Below are 19,399 nucleotides of genomic sequence, written 5' to 3'. Positions count from 1 at the left end.
TTGTTTTTATAGGCCAGATGCTATAAAAAGGTGTAATTTAGCGCTTTAAATTATCAAAATCGACATGCGTAAAATATTTGTGATAGGTTCTGTCATTGCGCTGATCATTGCTTTGGCACTTTCTTTATTTGTGAATCACTGGTGGTGGGTTTTATTTGGAATCTTTGTTTTACTGACGATTCAAGGCTATTATGATATGACGCAAAAGCGTCATTCCATTATGCGAACCTTTCCCTTGGTGGGTCGGTTACGTTATTGGATGGAGGATATCCGTCCAAAAATCTATCAATACTTTGTGGAATCTGATACTGATGGCAAACCCATCAACCGTATTGACCGGTCCAGTATTTATCAAAGGGCTAAACTGGAAACAGATACGATGCCATTTGGTACACAGTTGGATGTCTATGCAGAAGGTTATGAGTGGATCATGCATTCTATCTCCCCCAAAGACTTTAATAAATTGGATACGAGCCCCAGAGTAACCTTCGGCAATAAAGATTGCCTGCAACCTTATAATGGCAGTATCTTTAATGTTTCTGCCATGAGTTATGGCTCACTTAGCTCCAATGCAATTGAGGCGCTCAACGGTGGTGCTAAAATCGGAGGGTTTGCCCATAATACTGGTGAAGGCGGCATCAGTCCTTTCCATCTTAAACATGGCGGAGATCTGATCTGGCAAATCGGAACAGGCTATTTTGGCTGTCGTAATGATGATGGCACTTTTTCCAGAGAATTGTATGCAGAGAAATCTAAATACGAGACGGTTAAAATGATCGAACTTAAGGTATCCCAAGGAGCAAAACCTGGACATGGAGGTATATTACCCGCCTCTAAAAATACGCCGGAGATTGCGAAAATCAGGCATATTACTCCTGGAACGGTCGTTGCTTCCCCACCTTTTCACTCTGCTTTTAATACACCTCGGGAAATGGTTCTTTTCTTAAAGGAACTCAGAGACCTGTCCGGTGGGAAACCTGTAGGCTTTAAGTTATGTATCGGTCGTAAAAGTGAATTTATAGCTGTATGCAAGGCAATGATTGAGCTGGATATATATCCGGACTTTATTACGGTGGATGGAGCCGAAGGCGGAACCGGTGCGGCGCCTCAGGAATTCTCCAATTATGTCGGTGTACCTTTACTAGACGGACTGGCTTTTGTAGATAATATACTGACCGGTCTGGATATCAGGCACCACATTAAGCTGATCGCTTCTGGCAAAGTTCTTTCAGGGTTTCATATTGTTAGGGCAATCGCCCTGGGAGCAGATGCTTGTAATTCTGCCCGTGCAATGATGATGGCCCTTGGTTGTATTCAGGCGCTACTTTGCAATACCAATAAATGCCCGACAGGTGTGGCGACGCAGGATCCGGCACTCGTGGTCGGTCTGGATGTAAATGATAAGAAATACAGGGTCGCCAACTACCACAAAAGCATGTTGAAGACTTTTGTAGAATTAATTGGAGCTTGTGGTATTGATCATTACAAGCAATTAACCCGCTCACATATATACAGACGAGTCTTCTTAAATGAAATGCGCTCTTTTGCAGAAATTTACCCGCTGGTGCCCAAAGGGTCTATGCTGAGAGGAGAAATCCCGGAAAAATATGTGGCTGATTTTAAAAATGCCCATATGGATAGTTGGGCATAGAAGCTGTGTGGCTGAAATTATAGGGAATTAGAATAAACGGGTTTTTATGCATACTGGTATTTAAAAGTGTATCTTACCAAAAGAGCTGAGACATTAAAATTTATGCGCCTAGTATAATTTCCAGAAGGTGGTCGTTTTACCAAACCGCCATATTTCTTTTCCGCTTGGCATTAATCCGAGTGCCACCGCTTTCATTTTCCGCTGGGCGGTGGCTTTTAATTAGGATCAGAGTGACATTGGTCATCAGAGAAAAAGTTTGGCACGGTTTGCCTGCTCTATTTTGGCACTTGTCTTTCCTGGATGCTACCTCAACCGTCCAGCATAAATTATTTTAAAACCCCAGCGTAGCTTCTGTTATGGACATTAAACAGTTCTATGCTGGTTTTTTTCTACTACTACTATAATATGCTATAATAGCGCTGGAATGGTGTCTTCCTTAGCTGTTTTCTTATCCACCCGCTAGTTGAGAACCATGATGATGCAATATTTTGTTGGATAATCTTTACAATAACAATACCAGACCAAATCACGGATCACTTAGGTCGTTAAGTGCCTGGGGCATCCATGAATGAATTCAACTTTTGGGTAATAATTATCATCTACCATAGTAATTGAATTTATTGGGTCGACAAATAATTTGTTTATATTGTTTAATTTAAAAAGGAAAATTTTCCATAAAGATTAAATTGCATTAAGATCCTTTAATCTTGATTGCTTATTTTTCACCCTTAAAGACTCTTATGCCATGTACAATATAGCTGCCGTATTTTCTCGCCATTTCCGGTGTCCATTCTAATCCATTCCAATTAAATTCAAACTCCTCCTCTTTGATTGTGACTCTAATATAGGATGGTGGTTGTTTATGGGTTTTTTCATACTGTTTAAATTTATCAACTTGAATGAAAAAAAATGTAATTGTGCTTCTATTAGAAGCCGAACCCTTTGGCACAAACTTAGCCATCTTTATCTCAGGCTTAATTTCGCTTAGCAAATGCTTGATACTTTTACCAATAAAGTAAGATTTATTGCTGTCCAGTTTATCAATTTCGTCTACAGACTTAACCATTTGTGCCCGTCCTGTACATGAAACTAATAGAGTCAATAAAATGGTTAAAGCTTGAATTGAACTTTTCATTTGATTTATTTTACTGGCATTTGTTTTTAACAAAAGTTGAATTAAGTCCTTCCTTCCTGTCTTTTTTATATTAATTATAATTTTTGAGAAAGTGCCATCGTCGTTCATCGGGTGCAACCATAACTTAATTCGACTTTTGATTTATATTAATCATCTCCCGGTGTAGTTGAATTTGCCATGTCGACAAGTAGATAGTTTATAATGTTTTAGCCAAAACGGGCAATTTCCCATAAAGATTAAATTACATTAAGATCCTATATTCTTGATTGCTTATTTTTCTCCCTTAAAGACTCTTACGCCGTGTACGATATAACTGCCATATTTTTTCGCCATCTCCGGTGTCCATTCTAATCCATTCCAATTAAACTCAAAATCATTCTCTTTGACTATGACTCTAATATAAGATGGTTCTTGTTTATGTTCTTTTGCATACTGTTTATATTTGTTAACTGGTATAAAAAAAGTGTAATTGAACTTGTAGAAATGCCTGGTGTTCCTGGCACAAACTTAGCCATCTTTATCTCAGGGTTAATTTCGCTTAGCAAATACTTAATACTTTTACCAATAAAGTAGGATTTATTGCTGTCCAGTTTATCAATTTCATCTAATGACTTAACCATTTGTGCCCGTCCTGTGCATGAAACTAATAGAATCAATAAAATGGTTAATGTTTGAATTGAACTTTTCATTTGATTTATTTTATTGGCGGCATTTGTTTTTAACAAAAGTTGAATTATGTCCTTCCTTCCTGTCTTTTTTGTATTAATTTTAATTTTTGAGAAAGTGTCATCGTCGTTCATTGGGTGCAACCATAACTTAATTCGACTTTTGACTTATATTCTTCATCTCTCAGTGTAGTTGAATTTGCTATGTCGACAAGTAAATAGTTTATAATGTTTTAGCCAAAACGGAAAATTTCCCATAAAGGTTAATTTGCTTTAAGATCCTATTATCTTGATTGCTTATTTTCTACCCTTAGCGACGAATATGCCTTGTACAATATAGCAGCCGAATTTTTTCTCCATTTCTGGTGTCCATTCCAGCCCTTTCCAATTATACTCAAAATCATTCTCTTTGACCGTGACCCTAAAGTAGGACGGTTCATGTTTATGGTCTTTTGCATACTGTTTATATTTGTTAACTGGAATGAAAAAAAGTGTAATTGAGCTTCTATTAATGCCTGGTGTTCCTGGAACAAACTTTGCCATTTTTATTTCAGGCTTTATTTCGCTTAGCAAATGCTTGATACTTTTGCCAATAAAGTAGGATTTATTGCTGTCCAGTTTATCAATTTCGTCTACAGACTTAACCATTTGTGCCCGTCCTGTACATGAAACTAATAGAATCAATAAAACAGTTAATGCTTGAATTGAGTTTTTCATTTGATTTATTTTATATTATTGACATTTATTTTTAACAAAAGTGGAATTAGGTCCTTCACCACCTGTCTTTTTTGTATTAATTTTTGAGAAAGAGCCATCATCGTTCATCTTTAATAGGGCTATACCTGCATTAAAAGAATCCAGAATATAGGCGAGAGCTCCTTCATTTGCTTCAGTGTTTGTGAAATCTTCTCCTCTAAAAAATTCGCGACTAAATTGATATTCATCAAACAGACGGACCCCGTCAATTTCAACTTCAGTAAATTCAGGGGGTGATCCTGGTAATATGGATTTAGGATATTTGGCTGAAAAGTCTTGAGCTGCTAATTGATTGGTGATTATCAAGGCGTATATTGATCCGTCTTGGGTGACCACAAATTTGGTTGTATAATTTGGAAGCATACTATTGTTTTGAATGAAGGAATATACATCACCTGCAGATGGTGGTGATGTATTCGGATGATTATGAAGGTTAGCGATTGATTTGCTACCCAAATTTGAGTTTACGGAGAAATCTGCCCCTTGGCTAACTGGTGTTACCGTAATCGTTCCATCTGTATTTTGATTAATAGCAATGCTGTGCTCTTTTCCGTCAATTGCTGCTGCTTCTTTAACTGCTTTTAGGCCATCAATAAATGCTTTTAATTTTGTTCGCTTTTCTGCAATTTGTGCTTTTGCGGTTGCACATGGATCAGGTTTGGGAGGTTCCTCTGGTAGAAATAACTCACATGGGGTCGGCGACTCATATGGCGGTGCCGTCGTGCCGTCTGGATTTACTGACGGCGGTGGTGGCGGCGGTGGTGGCGCTTCATCATTGCAATCATCAGGACTTTCATTGTTATCACCATTCGATCCTCCGCTTGTTCCTGAACCACCAGTGCTTGGTCCACCACCACCACCTGTGTTACCTGGCGTTTCACCCACACAGACAATTGTATGTGTTACAAATGGACAAACAGCTACGACGACCGGATCAGCGTATTCACCTTCACCTGCCGAGCCCGGATTTCCGTTTCCAGAACAATCGTAATAGGTCGTTGTTTCTGTAATAGTACAATTGGCTGAATCATATGTGTTACTCCCACTACCTGCTTCAGACTGTATATTCATATTAGCATCAACTGATCCTGCGAATGAATTTGTTCTAGAATTACCTGGTACTTTTGAAGAGAGGAGTCTATGACTCATTTTTCGCTTTATTAATTGATATTCCTCCTTGGAGATATTAATTTGTGTGGCACTAACGATTTTCTGCCTTCTTGCATCCTTATACCATATATTCATTGGCCTGCCATCTAGCATTTCGTAGAATTGGACAACTTTGGTACTGGTTTCGTAAGAAAGGCCGTCATAACTGGTTGTTCTAATGGCAGCACGGTAATCTCCATTCTTATACAAATGAATGACCAAATTAAATGATGCGGTCCCATTCCCATCCGCTCCTGGAACATACCTTTGTCCATTATCTAAGTAATAGGGTACATCTAGAAATGATTTATTATGCCAGGACACATTTTCAGCTTTTGACCAATCCAACTTAACCATAAAAACTCCTTTGGGCCCCCTGAATAAGCATTGCGCCATCCTTGTATTTTCCGCCGTTTTTTTTAAACCACTGTTTTGCTGAAATTCTTTCAGATGGATCATTTTTTAAGTAGCTAACATCCTTATTGAGACATGCATAAAAAACAAAAATAACATCAGCAGCAGTAGTCCGTTTTTTAGTTTCATGGTCTTGGTTGAATGTTGATTAACAAATAAGGGTAATTGTATTACTGTAAATCATTTATTTATAGCTATTACGAAGTTAATAAAAATTTTCTTGTTAACAAGATAGTTAGCGTCGTAAATTTTTACCCATTTAAAAATTTGGGCTTCGATATAGATTACACTTTTGCCAACACCGAATATTCTGCGCAAAAAAAGCAACTAATCAAGTAAAAATATTAATTGTAATAGTAATGTTGATTGGCACGCTCATGGGCGTGTAAAATTATACCACATAAAAAAGCGAATGCGGTACCTCGCATTCGCTTTTTTACAGCAATGAAATATAAAATACATAAACAGAACAATACATATGGGTAAAAATAACAATATTTTCTACCCTAAATCACCTAAGTGGATAACTGGCCACTTATTTTTACAGCCTCAGCCCTGAGCTTACCAGCCATTGGAGAAATCTTTATTTAACCGCTCATATTCTTCAGGTTTTTCCGTACGCCAGTTTTTATTGTATTTGACATAGAAACTTAACCAGAAACTTCTTGCTGTGCGCATAAAGAAGGGTTGAAAAAGGATCAATAAGACGGCATTGACACCAAACCACCAAAATATATTATTATCATTAATATCAAAGGAAATTCCGAAAAATACCTTCCAGGCTATAAAGGTAGCTACGGAAAAGGCTACCGTTAAAGCATAGGCTACATAGCTGGTGCCATAATAAAATCCTACTTCTAATTCCGTTGCCTGGCCACATACCGGGCACTTTTCATTCATGCGCATGAATTTACTGTTTTTCAGGGCATAATGGTTTTTAGTCACGAAAAGATCACCTCGGCGGCATCTTGGGCATTTACACTGTATTGCACTGACGAAGTAATTGGGCGCTTTTTCTTCTTCGTTTGGTTGTTGATGATCCGCTTCCATAGTACTTTTAGATTTTATTTTGCAAAATTACCAAAATAATATGCTTCCTGCGTGTTTTAGAAAAAATAAAAAGACATTTTTGTCTTTTTTAAGAAACGGCTACTTGTTCACTTTACAACAATTGCCGACAATTTCCTGATAAACATTTACTTTTGCCTACTGATCCATGAAGTATAGATTAATCACGATAGAAGGCAATATAGGTGCCGGGAAAACCACCTTATCCACGCTACTAGCCAAACAATTAAATGCGCGTCTGGTTCTGGAGGAATTTTCAGATAATCCCTTTTTGCCTAAATTCTATGCTGATCCTGACAGGTATGGATTTCCTTTAGAACTGTTTTTATGGCTGAACGTTTCAAGCAGCTAAGTGCCATGCTGGAACCGGATATGTTCCATCAGACAACTGTCTCAGATTATCTGTTTATCAAATGCCTGTTGTTTGCGAAAGTTACACTGGCTGATCAGGAATATCAGCTCTATAAAAGGCTTTTTGATATTATTCACCAACAATTGGTCTTTCCTGATATTCTGATCTACTTGCAGGCGCCAGTAGCAAAGCTGCAGCAAAATATTCAAAAAAGAAACCGGTCCTATGAACAGGCAATACCGGATAGTTATCTGCAATCTATACAGCAGTCTTATCTGAGTTATATTCAGCAAAGAAAGGGCATAACTTTGATGGTGGATGCCTCTAATGCCGATTTTTTAGAAGATGCAAGGCATTTACAAGTGATTTTAGATGCCTTGGATAAGGATTATTCTGAGGGCGTACATCGGCTTAATCTTCCTTAATTTCACTCGCAATACGTAATATATGGCAAAAAACATGGGCTCCGGCGGATTTTATGAGAAAAACCCAGTGCTAAAAAACAAAGAATTTATTTGTTTTCTGCTCTTTCGGTTTGGGATTTATTTTGCACTTAATTTACAGTCCACAGCTATATACTATTGGGTCTACCATTTAACAGGCAGTAACCTTAAAATGGGACTAATCGGTCTGGCGGAGGTCATTCCTGCTATTGTATTTTCTATGTTCTCTGGCCATTTTGTAGATCTGCATGAGAAAAGAAAAATGCTGCTGATATGTTTGATAGGCTATATCTGTTTAGGTGGTGGATTATTCTATCTATCGACTGCTTTTTCCTTACAGCATTTAGGCCTGGACTGGACACTGAATTTTATCTTCGCACTGATTTTTTTGGAGGCGTACTTAGGGCGTTTATCAGTCCTTCTGCCTTTGCGCTGCTCGGACAGTTAACCCCAAGAGAGCATTACCCCAATGCCACCAGCTGGAGTTCAATGGCTTTCAAGATTGGTTCAGTGGTCGGGCCGCTGTCATTTGGGGCAATTAACGCAGTAATGGGTATATTATCGGGAAGTCCCATAGATATGGTTCGTGCATCCGGCAGTGTAACAGCAATACCAGGAGTAACGGGTTCCATGTTTCTGATTTTTCTGGTAGAAGCCCTGTTATTGATTCCTGTTTGTATAATAAAAGCCAAACCAATCCTAAAAAAAGCGAAAGAGCCTATATTACAAAGCTTGTCTCTAGGCGTAAAGTTTATTTTGAAAACGCCGGCACTTTTGGGCGCCCAGGCGTTGGATATGTTTACGGTGTTGTTTGGAGGCGCGGTGGCTTTGCTACCGGCCTTTGTAGAAATTCACCGGATGACAGAAACAGAATATGGTTTTTTAAGGGCTGCACCGGGTATTGGCTCCATCCTGACACTCATTTTACTGGCTTATCTGCCCCTAAATACCAAACCAGGCAAAAAATTACTTTGGTGTTGTGCAGGATTCGGCCTGTCTATTATTGTTTTGGACTCTCCAGGGATATCTACCTGGCATCCATTGCCCTAGTGGCCTCAGGGATGTTTGATGCAGTCAGTGTGGTCGTTCGAGGGACAATTTTGCAATTGGTAACCCCAGATGAAATGCGGGGCCGAGTTGCGGCGGTCAATACGATGTTCGTCAGCTCTTCCAATGAATTGGGCGATTTTGAAAGTGGTGTTATGGCTCACTGGCTGGGAACGATCAGGGCAATTATTGTTGGCGGGTGCCTTACGCTGGGCGTCGTCAGCCTGACGGCTGCCAAAGCCAAAGAGCTTAGATTATTTGATTATAAAAAATATGCATAATAGGATATTAGAAATTATTGTAACCTATTTAGCCTATTTAGCATATGTTTATTATTAAAAGGTAAATCAGGTTCAGTAAATATGTTAGATAAGGGTATCCGGGATAAGAATTTAAGTAAAATGAACAGTTGCTATTATTTAGATGGAGGTAAATAGATTTAAAAAGTGGGATGCAGAATACAAAAGGACATAAAAAACCTCACTTCATGAGTGAGGAACGTATCTTAAGGCAATACGATTGATGCAAAATACAATTGCGAAGCCAAGTCCCTTTTACCCTTTGGGCAATGACTCAGCTAAAGTAAATTAAGTTTTATAAATAACAAAATTGAGTAGCAAGATTTACTTAAAATGTTGGTAATTGCCAAGGAATTTCAAATATGCAGGTGCCCTGCAAAATACTGAGGTCCATCTGGGCGTTATTAACTACGAATCAATGTGATTCACCAATATTTATTACCTAATTTAAGCTAAATTATTCTGCTCAAGTGATAAAAACAAAAGCGCCGCTAACTTATCTATTTATATTTTCTATCACCTTGGTGCTGGGTTCTATAAATGGAACCTGCTTATATGCTCAAAAGGCCTTTACAGATTATGATGGGATTATTCTAAGTAAATCAAAAGAACCCCTGGAAAATGTGTTTGTTCACTTAGCGGATAAATCAACGGGTACAAATACGGATAGTCATGGTGTTTTCCACCTGCGGATTCCTGTTAAAATGCCGGTACGGGTGGTCTTTAAAGGGATGAATCTTGCTGGATTCCAAAAAGTGATTTTTCGGGAGGGGAAAACAGCTGGTCTGGATACGATCATATTGGTGGAACAACAAAAAGGTTTGGAAGATGTAAGGGTAACGGCAGATAAAAAAAGAGAAGAAACTGGGCTGATTGCTGTAGATGCCAGCCAGGCCAGGGTGAATCCTTCTGCTGTAGGAGGGATCGAAGGACTGCTCAAGACTTTTGTGGGAAGCAATAATGAGCTTACCTCTCAATACTCGGTTAGAGGCGGAAATTATGATGAGAATCTGGTATATGTGAATGGATTTGAGATTTATCGACCCTTTCTGGTAAGTTCAGGCCAACAAGAAGGCCTGAGTTTTATCAATGCCGATCTTACGGATAATGTTCGGTTTTATACCGGAGGATTCCAGGCGAAATATGGGGATAAACTGAGTTCCGTCCTGGATGTTCAATATCAGCAACCTGAAAAAAACGGGGGATCTGCCTATCTGAGCCTACTGGAGCAGAGTTTAAGCCTGAAGGGCGTCTCTGACAATCAGAAATTTACCTATTTGGTGGGCTTACGCAATAAGACGAACCGAAATGTGGTAAAAAGTCAGGCTACCGCTGGCAACTACATTCCTTCTTCCTCGGATCTCCAGGGATTATTTGTCTATCGGTTCAGTCCTGCCTTCAGGATGGAGTTCTTGGGGGATTATAATAAAACAAAATTCTTGTTCTATCCAGAACAGACAAAACTCACAGCAAGTGTCTTTTCTCCTTATTATGTAGCAAACTATGGTGTAAATATTGATTTTGAAGGAAGCGAGCGGGATTATTACAGTACAGGGTTTGCAGGGCTGACCGGGGTAATCACACCCAATGACCATACTGAATTAAAGGTTATGGCCAGTTATTACCAAGATAAAGAAAAGCAAAGTCAAGATATTGTGGGTGCGTATGAATTTGGTGAGCGGGACGAAAACGGCAATATATTGGACGACCCGGATAATTTGCTGGGCATGGGTGTGAATCAAAGTTATGCCAGGAACAATCTGCATATTAATGTCTTTAGCTTGCAACACCAGGGTAGCTGGAAGGGAGGGGCGCATTATTTGCAATGGGGCGCAGCACTTCAAAGGCAGATGATAGACAGTAAGATCAATCAATGGAATTATAGTGATTCGGCGGGCTATAGTCTACCGGTAGGGGGATCGGAGTTGGATTTAAGTTCTTATATGAACAGTCGGGATAAGTTTAATATACAAAGGGTCAGTGGTTATCTGCAGGATAATGTTCATTTTGGCAAGACTAGTGTATATACGCTGCAATATGGTGTTCGGGCAAATTACAATGATCTGAATGATGAATTTTTAATCTCTCCGAGGGCGGGTTTTTCCTTCAAGCCTGGTGGTTGGAAACGAGATGTAGTCTTTAAGGCTTCCGCAGGCATGTATGCCCAGCCTGCGTTTTATAGAGAAATGGTGACAATGGATGGTTCGCTCAATAAAGGGATAAAAGCGCAAAAAGCATGCAGGGTGTTTTGGGTCTGGATTATCAGATGAGATTATTTAACAGGCCCGCCAGACTTACCTCGGAACTCTATTATAAGCATTTATATGATGTTATCCCTTATGATATTGATAATGTAAGGATCCAATATTACGGTCAAAATAATGCCAAAGCGTATGTTGCCGGCCTGGAGACCAGGCTATTTACGCAATTTGTGAAGGGGGCGGATAGTTGGCTGAGCCTGGGGATCATGCAGACAAAAGAAAAGATCGATGGTCTTAGTTATGAAAACTATTATAACCAATCCGGTGAATTAATAACAGCTTCATCTGTAGACAAAGTAGCTACGGACTCAGCTAGTCACCAGGTCGGTTGGCTAAGAAGGCCAACCGACCGCTTGATTACTTTTGGTATGTTCTTCCAGGATTATTTATCTACTGATAAAAACTTTAAAGTTTATCTAAATACCATTTACGGCACTAATCTGCCTTTTAATATCCCTGGCAGTACCCGTTATCGCAATGCGCTGGAAATACCGGCTTATCTTAGAATGGATATTGGCTTTAGTGCACTGCTACTGGATGGCAGTAAACCTCGTAAAAAGCATGCGCCTTTTAAAGGGGTACAACATATTTGGGCCAGTTTTGAAATCTTTAACCTGATTAACAGGGATAATACAATCAGCTACATGCTGCTCAAGGATTTTAAAAATGATACGTATGCCTTGCCTAATAGGTTGACACCCAGGTTAGTGAATTTTAAGATCGCTGTTGATTGGTAAGCGTGAATAAATAAGGTAATTTCTTATTTTTCCATAGGTATCGGTTTAAATACGTAGCCCTGCCTGGAAAAATATTCCAAAGTGGCCGGTAAGGCAAATCGCATTCTTTCAAAAGCCTTGGTACTATCATGAAAGACAATAATGGAACCTGGACGGGTATTTTTCTGGACGTTATGCCAGCATTTTTCAGGGGTGATATTTATGTCAAAGTCTCCGCTCAATAAATCCCACATAACAATACGGGTTTCAGGAGATGTTTGTTGTAGCGCGGCTTGCTGGCTTTTACTCATCCGGCCATAGGGCGGTCTGAATAAAGGGGAGTCTATCAGGGTGCCGGCCAGCTTTATATCTGCTAGATAATCATTTGTTTTTGTTTTCCAGCCATTCAGGTGATTAAAACTGTGATTGCCTACTGTGTGCCCTTCATTTAATATTTGCTGAAAAATATCCTTATAATCTCTAACGTTCTTTCCAAGGCAAAAGAAGGTGGCTTTGGCATTAAATGCTTTCAGGGTTTCCAAGGCAAAGACAGTGGCCTCTGGATGCGGACCATCATCAAAACTGAGATAGAGGGCCTTTTTCCCATCTGGTGCAGTTGTGGGGGGTAATTTCCAGATCCTGCCAGGATATATTAGCTTAAAAAGGAAATTTGTTTTGATCAGATACAAGGTTCGGTGTTTTATTGTTGGGATATCTGGATAACTCAAATGTAAAATTAAGCAATAGGAGGCATATTGAAAAAAATAGGCATGTCTGTGTTATCAGACATGCCTATAAGGTTATTAAGCTAATTATCAGCGGCTTGCTATTTATTCTACTTCCAGAACAATCACTGCATCTGGATCAGCCTCGGAAACCTGAGGAGTGGTAAAGGTAAGGGCGCCGGATTTTAGAGAAACCTTGATGGGGGTTTTGTCCCGCAATAGATAAGACGCCTTTATTTTTTGTGAGGGAACCCTGTAAGCGTAACCGGTGTATCCTGTGGCTTTAGAATATGTAAATATACTTTTCCTGTTTTTTGAGTGATTCCGCCCCATTTTTGAAGGCCGATATAACCGCCTCTTGTGCCATAGATACTTTCACCATAGGTCTTGATCCAGGTGCCCATACTGTCCAGTGCCTTATTGAAAGGCTTCGCAAATAACCCATTGGGCATAGGTCCGATATTCATCAACAAGTTAGCGTTACTGCAGGCGGCACCAGCCAGCATGCCAACAAACTCAGGAAGTGTTTTGTAATGATCGTCTTTTAAGGTAAAACCCCATGAGTCATTTAAAGTCGCGCAGGTTTCCAGGGGAAGTTGAGAGACCTTTTGAAAGCTTAGGCCATGCGCATTCTGACCAGGGATATCTCTTTCAAACATTTGGAAGTCTTCTCCGGGGATCGGTGTCATATGATGGTTGTTGCCGATCATACAGTCTGGCTGCAATTTATGGATCAGCGTATATAGTTCCTGAATATGCCAGTCGATAAAGGTTGAATCTTTCCTATCCTTGCTTTCTTCGGGCATTTGATCCCAATAGCCGTCAAACCAGATACCACTGACTTTGCCATAATTGGTTAATAGTTCTGTGAGCTGGTTTTTCATAAACTGAATATAATCCAGCCAATTGCCTTTTTCCGTTCTGCCAGTACCCTTGCCGGTTCTGCCTGTCCAGTATGAATAATCGGTTCTTCGCCAATCTAGCAGCGAATAATAAAAAAAGATTTTTAAGCCTTGTTTGTGGCACTGGTCTGCAATTTCTTTTACGATATCCTTATGATAGGGGGTATGCATAATATTAAAATCAGAATACTTGGTATCCCACATACTAAAGCCGTCATGATGGCGGGTAACCAAGGTGATGTACTTCATGCCAGCATTTTTGGCTTTAGCGACCCAGTCATGGGCATTAAAGGAAACAGGGTTGAAAAAGCCCTCCAGTTTATTATAATCCTTGACATGGATATTCTGGATATTCATTGCCCATTCACCGTCACCCAAAATACTGTAAAGGCCCCAATGGATAAACATGCCGAATTTATTATTCTGGAACCACTCTCTGGCTTCCAAATTGGACTGAGTAGGGGTATATGATTGGAATTGTGCTTGGCTGGTTACAAAAAGGCAACACAGCAGGGATGCTATTACAAAGGCTTTTTTCATGATCTATTTTAATGTTTTGTCAATAGCTAACAAATATAAGCTGTTTTTGGCCTGGAGCTGAAAGCTATAGAAAGACTTGTGTGATGGATGGGTGTTTTTAGTATTATAAGTCTTTGATAATTAGTTATTGAAGTGGTTTAGGCAAAGAAAGAGGAGCTAAAATAACAACAAAAGTTGCTAACTTTTTATTCTTTTTAGTACAGTATTTTATAGGTAATCAGAAAAATTGCTGGTTAAAACCGTTGGTTGCTAACAGACGTGCGAGACTCTGCTTCAATAAATCGCTTTGATGGAGGATTAGGGGGTAGATTTAGTCATTTTAGTAGGATTCTATTGTTTAAGGTGATTTGCCTCCTCCAGAAGTCTCCCGAATCGTAAAATTGTCCATTGAATTATCCATTTAATCCATTTATTACATGATGAATTCAGTTTAATTTCGCTTGTACAAATGATACATATTCTATAATTGATGGGATTATACCATAAGCGAAGGTATCGTCCTAATACAAATCTGCACTATCAGTAAATAATCTATTTTATGAAGTTTCACCATAGGTTTGTTTTGCGGATCTCTTTTATTTCTGCCTTAGGCGGTTACTTATTTGGATTTGACTTCGCAGTGATTTCCGGGGCACTGCCCTTTTTACAACAGCAGTTTAATCTGGATCCGACGTGGGAGGGATTTGCAACAGGCTGTCTTGCTTTGGGGGCTATTTTAGGTTGTTTTGCTGCCGGTAAGGTCGCAGACCAGTATGGTCGGCGACCAGGAATGTTGCTGGCTGCCGAGATATTCGCCATCTCCTCTTTAGCAATGGCCTTTGCGCCGGGAAGGTTATTTTTTGTTGTGGCTCGTTTTGTAGCGGGTACTGGAGTGGGGATGGCTTCCATGCTCTCCCCAATGTATATCGCTGAAATTGCGCCCGCAAAATATAGGGGCCGAATGGTCGCTATTAATCAGCTTACAGTAGTACTTGGGATACTGATCACGAATCTTGTCAATTACTGGCTAAGAAATGAAGGGGCCGATGCCTGGCGGTGGATGTTTGGTCTGGGGGCGGTACCCTCTTGTTTATTTTGGTTGGGTGCCTATTTTCTACCAGAGAGTCCAAGATGGTTGGTTAAAAATGGACTGGAAGAAATAGCCCGCTCTGTTTTGTCAAGGATTGGCGCCGGATCCTATGCAGAGGATACGATCCGCCAAATCAAAGGAGGTCTGAGTGGGGGTTCTCAAAAAATCAACTATAATGTTTTGTTGAAAAGAGCCTTTTTGCCTGTTTTATTAATCGGTATAGGGCTTGCTGCCTTTCAACAATTTTGTGGTATTAATACTGTATTTAATTACGCACCCAAAATTTTTGAAAGTATTGGCGCATCAACGGATGATCAATTATTGCAAACCGTATTTATTGGAGGAGTGAATCTGGTCTTTACTATTGCGGCCATGTTATTCGTGGATAAACTTGGCCGTAAACCGCTCATGCTTTTTGGCGCTGGCGGTCTGGCGATACTCTATGTCTTGATTGTACAGCTCTTGGGAGCTGGTTCTGCTGAAGTTTCCTGGTTCTTGCTGGCGGCTATAGGCGTATATGCCATGTCTCTTGCGCCGGTTACCTGGGTTTTAATTTCGGAGATCTTTCCAACCAGTATCCGGGATGCAGGGATTTCAATTGCGGTTATAGGCTTATGGGTTGCGTATTTTATTTTAGTGTTTACTTTCCCCGTGTTATTTGATCATTTAGGCGATAAAACCTTTTATATCTATGCAGTTGTTTGCTTGATAGGATTCCTTTTTATACTCTTTAAAGTAAAAGAGACCAAGGGGAAGACACTGGAAGAACTAGATCAAAATTTGATTAGACATTAAATGACATTATAAGACGTTAAAAGAAATTAATAGCATATTTATGGAACAAGAAGCGGTAAAGGTGTGGAAGGAGATGGTAACAATCCCCACTTATGGCGTAGGCAAGCCTGAAAAGAATCCTATGTTCTTTGAGAAAAGAGTTTATCAGGGTAGTAGCGGTGTGGTTTATCCTAATGCAGTTATTGAGAAAATTTTAGATACAAAGCAAGATGCGCAATATATAGGGCTTTACTTGGAGAATGAATATATAAAGGTCCTGATATTACCAGAGTTGGGGGAAGAATCCAAATGGCGTATGATAAAATTGCCGACCGGCATTTTATTTATTACAATCAGGTTATTAAACCGGCGCTTGTAGGATTAACAGGCCCCTGGATATCAGGTGGCATTGAGTTTAACTGGCCGCAGCATCACCGCCCAAGCACTTTTGAAGCCGTTGATTTTGAGATAGGTGAGGGAGCTGATGGGAGCAAAATAGTGTATATCAATGAGGTAGAAAAAATGTTTCACACAAAGGCAATGGTGGCTTTTACGCTTTATCCCGGGCGTGCTTATATTGAAATTAATGCGACTTTATACAACAGATCTGCCCTTCCACAGACTTTTCTTTGGTGGGCAAATCCTGCGGTCAAGGTGAATGATTTTTATCAATCTGTTTTCCCTTCTGACGTGAACGCTGTTTTTGATCATGGAAAACGAGATGTTTCAGATTTTCCTATTGCTACTGGTACTTATTATAAAGTGAACTACGCGCCAGGAACAGATATTTCTTTTTATAAGAATATTCCGGTGCCTACTTCTTATATGGCTGTTAACTCGGCCTATGATTTTGTAGGAGGCTATGAACATGATACTGGTGCTGGCCTGTTACATGTAGCAGACCATCATGTCTCTCCAGGTAAAAAACAATGGACCTGGGGACACAGTGATTTTGGACAGGCCTGGGATCGGAATCTGACAGACGAAGATGGCCCTTACATTGAACTGATGACTGGAATGTATACAGACAACCAGCCAGATTTTTCCTGGATTATGCCCTATGAGTCTAAAACCTTTTCACAATATTTTTTGCCGTACAGAGAGCTGGGTATAGTCAAGAATGCGACCAAAGATCTTTTATTGGCCTTAGAGGCTCAAGATGATCAGCTGACGATTAAACTATTTGCGACTGCTAAGCAGTCTGGTTTACAACTAATGCTGACCTATAATGGCGAAAGTAGATTGAATACCACTGTTGACCTGGATCCGGAAAATATTTTCAATGTATCAATTCCTTTTACTGAAAACTATGAGCAAGACAAGGTAGCCGTTCATATTAAAAACGGTAACGGGCATACAGTGCTTAGCTTTTACCTGGCAAAATAAGTGAGAAGAGTAAGCCAATACCGGAAGCGGCAAAGGCGGCGCTGCTTCCAAAAGAAATTGAATCAACTGAACAGCTATTTCTGACCGGCCAGCATCTGGAACAATATCGTCACGCTACATACAACCCGGTTCCCTATTATGAAGAGGCACTACGCCGCGACTCAACGGATATTCGTAATAATACAGCACTTGGCCTTTGGTATCTTCGCCGTGGACGTTTTGCCCAAAGTCTACCTTATTTTGAAGCGGCAATTAGAACAATTACGCAGCGTAATCCCAACCCCTATGACGGTGAACCGTATTATCACTATGGTCTGGCGCTTCGTTATTTAAACCGGATAGATGAGGCTTATGATGCATTCTTTAAATCAACCTGGAATAAAGCATGGAAGGAAGCAGGCTACTTTGCTGTGGCTCAAATTGATATGATGCGGGGCCATTTTGAACTAGCGGCCATGCATGCTGGGTTGGCCATTGATAATAATGCACACCATAGTAAAGCCTATACCTTGTTAGCAATGGCCTTGAAAAAGCAAGGCTTGATTGCAGAAGCGGAAAATATACTGATAACTGCCTTTGAGCAGGATTTGTTTAATCTGGGGGCGAGCGTTGTCTATATCGCATTATTGAAACAAATGGAGCGTAAAAGTGATGCGGAGGAGGAACTTGGTCGGCTATGGCAGCTGTCCCGAGGTGATGATCGTAACTTTATGGAATATGGGCTTGATTTTATGGACGCTGGCATGTATAAAGCAGCAATCGCTTTATTCACCTTACTAGAACAGCGTTCCACGCATGTTGTTAGTCCGATGATTTATTACTATCTGGGATGCAGTTACGCCTGGTTACAACCAGGTGATGAGGTTGCCAAAGAAAAATCACGTGTTTATTTTGAAAAGGCGAATAAGGCAGATTCTTATCTATGTTTTCCTAACCGTTTACAGGATATTGTGGTATTGGAATATGCGATCCTTCAAAACCCTTCTGACGCAAAGGCCGCTTATTATCTTGGAAATCTGTTTTATGATAAAAGGCAATATGAAAAGGCAATTGATTATTGGTTACTCTCTGCCAGATTAGATCCATCTTTCCCTACAGTACAGCGAAATCTGGGTATCGCATTTTTTAATAAGCGTAATAATCCTAAGCGGGCAAAGATCTATTTTGAGCGTGCATTTAACCTGGATACCATGGATGCCAGGGTATTTATGGAACTCGACCAATTGTATAAACGATTAAATGTGCCGCTTGGTGAAAGATTGAACTTTTTATGTAAAAATGAGGAGCTGACACTGCAACGTGATGATACCTATTTAGAATACGTTACATTGTATAATTTAATGGGCAGCCATAGAAAGGCATTGGATATGTTAATGTCACGCAAGTTTCATCCTTGGGAGGGTGGCGAAGGAAAGGTCTCTGGACAATATGTTTTGGCTTTGGTTGAAGAGGCTAAACAGTGTATCCTAGCGTCCGAAATGGATCAGGCTATTGAACTTCTGAAGACTGCACAGCATTATCCTCATAACCTAGGAGAAGGTAAGTTGTTCGGCACATTGGAAAATGATATTTTTTATTGGATGGGTATTGCTTATGAAAGAAGCGGAAGCGAAGATAAAGCAAATGAATATTTTAAAGCGGCTACAAAAGGTAAGATCACACTGGCAAACGCGATGTATTATAATGATCAGCAACCCGATAAGCTATATTACCAAGGCCTGGCCTGGCAAAAACTGGGCGATAAGGTTCAGGCGAAGCAGCTGTTCAATCAATTGGTAGCTCATGGCAAAGCTCATGAAAATGACCAAATTGAAATTGAATATTTTGCGGTCTCCTTACCTAATTTGCTGATATTTGATGAAGACCTTTCTTTTAGAAACCGGTTAAATTGCTATTATCTGCAAGGACTGGGACATCTGGGATTGGAGCAGTATGAACGGGCTGAATTTTGTTTTAAAGAGGTATTGAAGGCGGATAACACCCATGTTGGGGCGATTGTCCATGCCGAATTACTGAAACAAAATGCCCTACTATAAACAATCTGAAG

At 40.0% G+C, this 19,399-nt stretch carries 17 protein-coding genes and 1 pseudogene; 11 read left to right on the top strand and 7 right to left on the bottom strand.

The genetic code is table 11. The annotated features are described in order from the left end of the window. Positions 1-64 precede the first annotated feature (64 nt). A complete protein-coding gene (locus FSB73_RS07375) occupies positions 65-1,651 on the top strand; it encodes an FMN-binding glutamate synthase family protein (protein ID WP_146780894.1) in 1,587 nt (528 codons plus the stop codon). Positions 1,652-2,366: 715 nt separating this feature from the next. Here FSB73_RS07375 and FSB73_RS07370 read toward each other — a convergent pair. The 5 genes from FSB73_RS07370 to FSB73_RS07350 all read right to left on the bottom strand — a co-directional run bounded on the left by FSB73_RS07370 (position 2,367) and on the right by FSB73_RS07350 (position 6,820). Then, positions 2,367-2,894, bottom strand: a complete 528-nt coding sequence (locus FSB73_RS07370) for a hypothetical protein (RefSeq protein WP_146780893.1) — start codon at positions 2,892-2,894, stop codon at positions 2,367-2,369. A 278-nt stretch (positions 2,895-3,172) separates the two neighbouring features. After that, positions 3,173-3,586, bottom strand: a complete 414-nt coding sequence (locus tag FSB73_RS07365; protein ID WP_146780892.1) for a hypothetical protein — start codon at positions 3,584-3,586, stop codon at positions 3,173-3,175. Positions 3,587-3,748: 162 nt separating this feature from the next. After that, positions 3,749-4,168 (bottom strand): hypothetical protein, encoded by a 420-nt coding sequence (locus FSB73_RS07360; protein ID WP_146780891.1) that lies wholly within the window; start codon positions 4,166-4,168, stop codon positions 3,749-3,751. 15 nt (positions 4,169-4,183) lie between these two features. Continuing rightward, positions 4,184-5,815 carry a hypothetical protein gene (locus FSB73_RS07355; RefSeq protein WP_146780890.1) on the bottom strand — a complete coding sequence of 544 codons (1,632 nt, stop codon included), beginning with the start codon at positions 5,813-5,815 and terminating at the stop codon, positions 4,184-4,186. A gap of 516 nt (positions 5,816-6,331) precedes the next feature. Then, a complete protein-coding gene (locus FSB73_RS07350) occupies positions 6,332-6,820 on the bottom strand; it encodes a DUF983 domain-containing protein (protein WP_146780889.1) in 489 nt (162 codons plus the stop codon). 166 nt (positions 6,821-6,986) lie between these two features. Between FSB73_RS07350 and FSB73_RS07345 the strand changes: the two are divergent. The 6 genes and pseudogenes from FSB73_RS07345 (at position 6,987) to FSB73_RS07325 (ending at position 11,977) form a co-directional block, all read left to right on the top strand. Next, positions 6,987-7,615, top strand: a pseudogene (locus FSB73_RS07345) (deoxynucleoside kinase). A 22-nt stretch (positions 7,616-7,637) separates the two neighbouring features. Next, positions 7,638-8,081 carry an MFS transporter gene (locus FSB73_RS24405; protein WP_225974913.1) on the top strand — a complete coding sequence of 148 codons (444 nt, stop codon included), beginning with the start codon at positions 7,638-7,640 and terminating at the stop codon, positions 8,079-8,081. Then, positions 7,988-8,683, top strand: coding sequence for an MFS transporter (locus FSB73_RS07340; RefSeq protein ID WP_225974793.1), 696 nt, complete (start codon positions 7,988-7,990; stop codon positions 8,681-8,683). The genes FSB73_RS24405 and FSB73_RS07340 overlap by 94 nt, the downstream gene beginning before the upstream one ends. Further along, on the top strand, positions 8,608-8,961 hold the full coding sequence (locus tag FSB73_RS07335) for an MFS transporter (protein ID WP_146780887.1): 354 nt from the start codon (positions 8,608-8,610) through the stop codon (positions 8,959-8,961). Before FSB73_RS07340 ends, FSB73_RS07335 begins: the two co-directional genes overlap by 76 nt. A gap of 488 nt (positions 8,962-9,449) precedes the next feature. Further along, complete coding sequence (locus tag FSB73_RS07330; protein ID WP_146780886.1) at positions 9,450-11,249, top strand: TonB-dependent receptor plug domain-containing protein; 1,800 nt, start codon at positions 9,450-9,452, stop codon at positions 11,247-11,249. Continuing rightward, positions 11,216-11,977 (top strand): hypothetical protein, encoded by a 762-nt coding sequence (locus tag FSB73_RS07325; protein WP_146780885.1) that lies wholly within the window; start codon positions 11,216-11,218, stop codon positions 11,975-11,977. Before FSB73_RS07330 ends, FSB73_RS07325 begins: the two co-directional genes overlap by 34 nt. Positions 11,978-12,000: 23 nt before the next feature. On the opposite strand, the gene FSB73_RS07320 is transcribed toward FSB73_RS07325, so the two are convergent. Continuing rightward, positions 12,001-12,684 (bottom strand): polysaccharide deacetylase family protein, encoded by a 684-nt coding sequence (locus tag FSB73_RS07320; RefSeq protein ID WP_225974580.1) that lies wholly within the window; start codon positions 12,682-12,684, stop codon positions 12,001-12,003. Positions 12,685-12,914: 230 nt separating this feature from the next. Continuing rightward, the gene (locus FSB73_RS07315; RefSeq protein ID WP_225974579.1) at positions 12,915-14,123 is read right to left on the bottom strand and encodes an alpha-L-fucosidase; all 1,209 of its coding nucleotides are present in this window, start codon (positions 14,121-14,123) and stop codon (positions 12,915-12,917) included. Positions 14,124-14,661: 538 nt separating this feature from the next. On the opposite strand from FSB73_RS07315, the gene FSB73_RS07310 reads away from it, so the two are divergent. From FSB73_RS07310 to FSB73_RS24390, 4 genes are all read left to right on the top strand, one after another. Next, entirely contained in the window at positions 14,662-15,987 is a 1,326-nt protein-coding gene (locus FSB73_RS07310) for a sugar porter family MFS transporter (protein ID WP_146780884.1), read from the top strand. 40 nt (positions 15,988-16,027) lie between these two features. Next, positions 16,028-16,345 (top strand): hypothetical protein, encoded by a 318-nt coding sequence (locus FSB73_RS24400; RefSeq protein ID WP_225974578.1) that lies wholly within the window; start codon positions 16,028-16,030, stop codon positions 16,343-16,345. Beyond that, on the top strand, positions 16,276-17,352 hold the full coding sequence (locus FSB73_RS24395; protein ID WP_262712534.1) for a DUF5107 domain-containing protein: 1,077 nt from the start codon (positions 16,276-16,278) through the stop codon (positions 17,350-17,352). Before FSB73_RS24400 ends, FSB73_RS24395 begins: the two co-directional genes overlap by 70 nt. Positions 17,353-17,777: 425 nt before the next feature. Next, entirely contained in the window at positions 17,778-19,388 is a 1,611-nt protein-coding gene (locus tag FSB73_RS24390; protein WP_225974577.1) for a tetratricopeptide repeat protein, read from the top strand. The last annotated feature ends 11 nt before the right edge of the window (positions 19,389-19,399 follow it).

This window comes from Arachidicoccus ginsenosidivorans, from assembly GCF_007971385.1.
Taxonomy (GTDB): Bacteria; Bacteroidota; Bacteroidia; order Chitinophagales; family Chitinophagaceae; genus Arachidicoccus; species Arachidicoccus ginsenosidivorans.
Note: the sequence above shows the minus strand (reverse complement) of the source record. Positions and strands in the feature narration are given on the sequence as shown.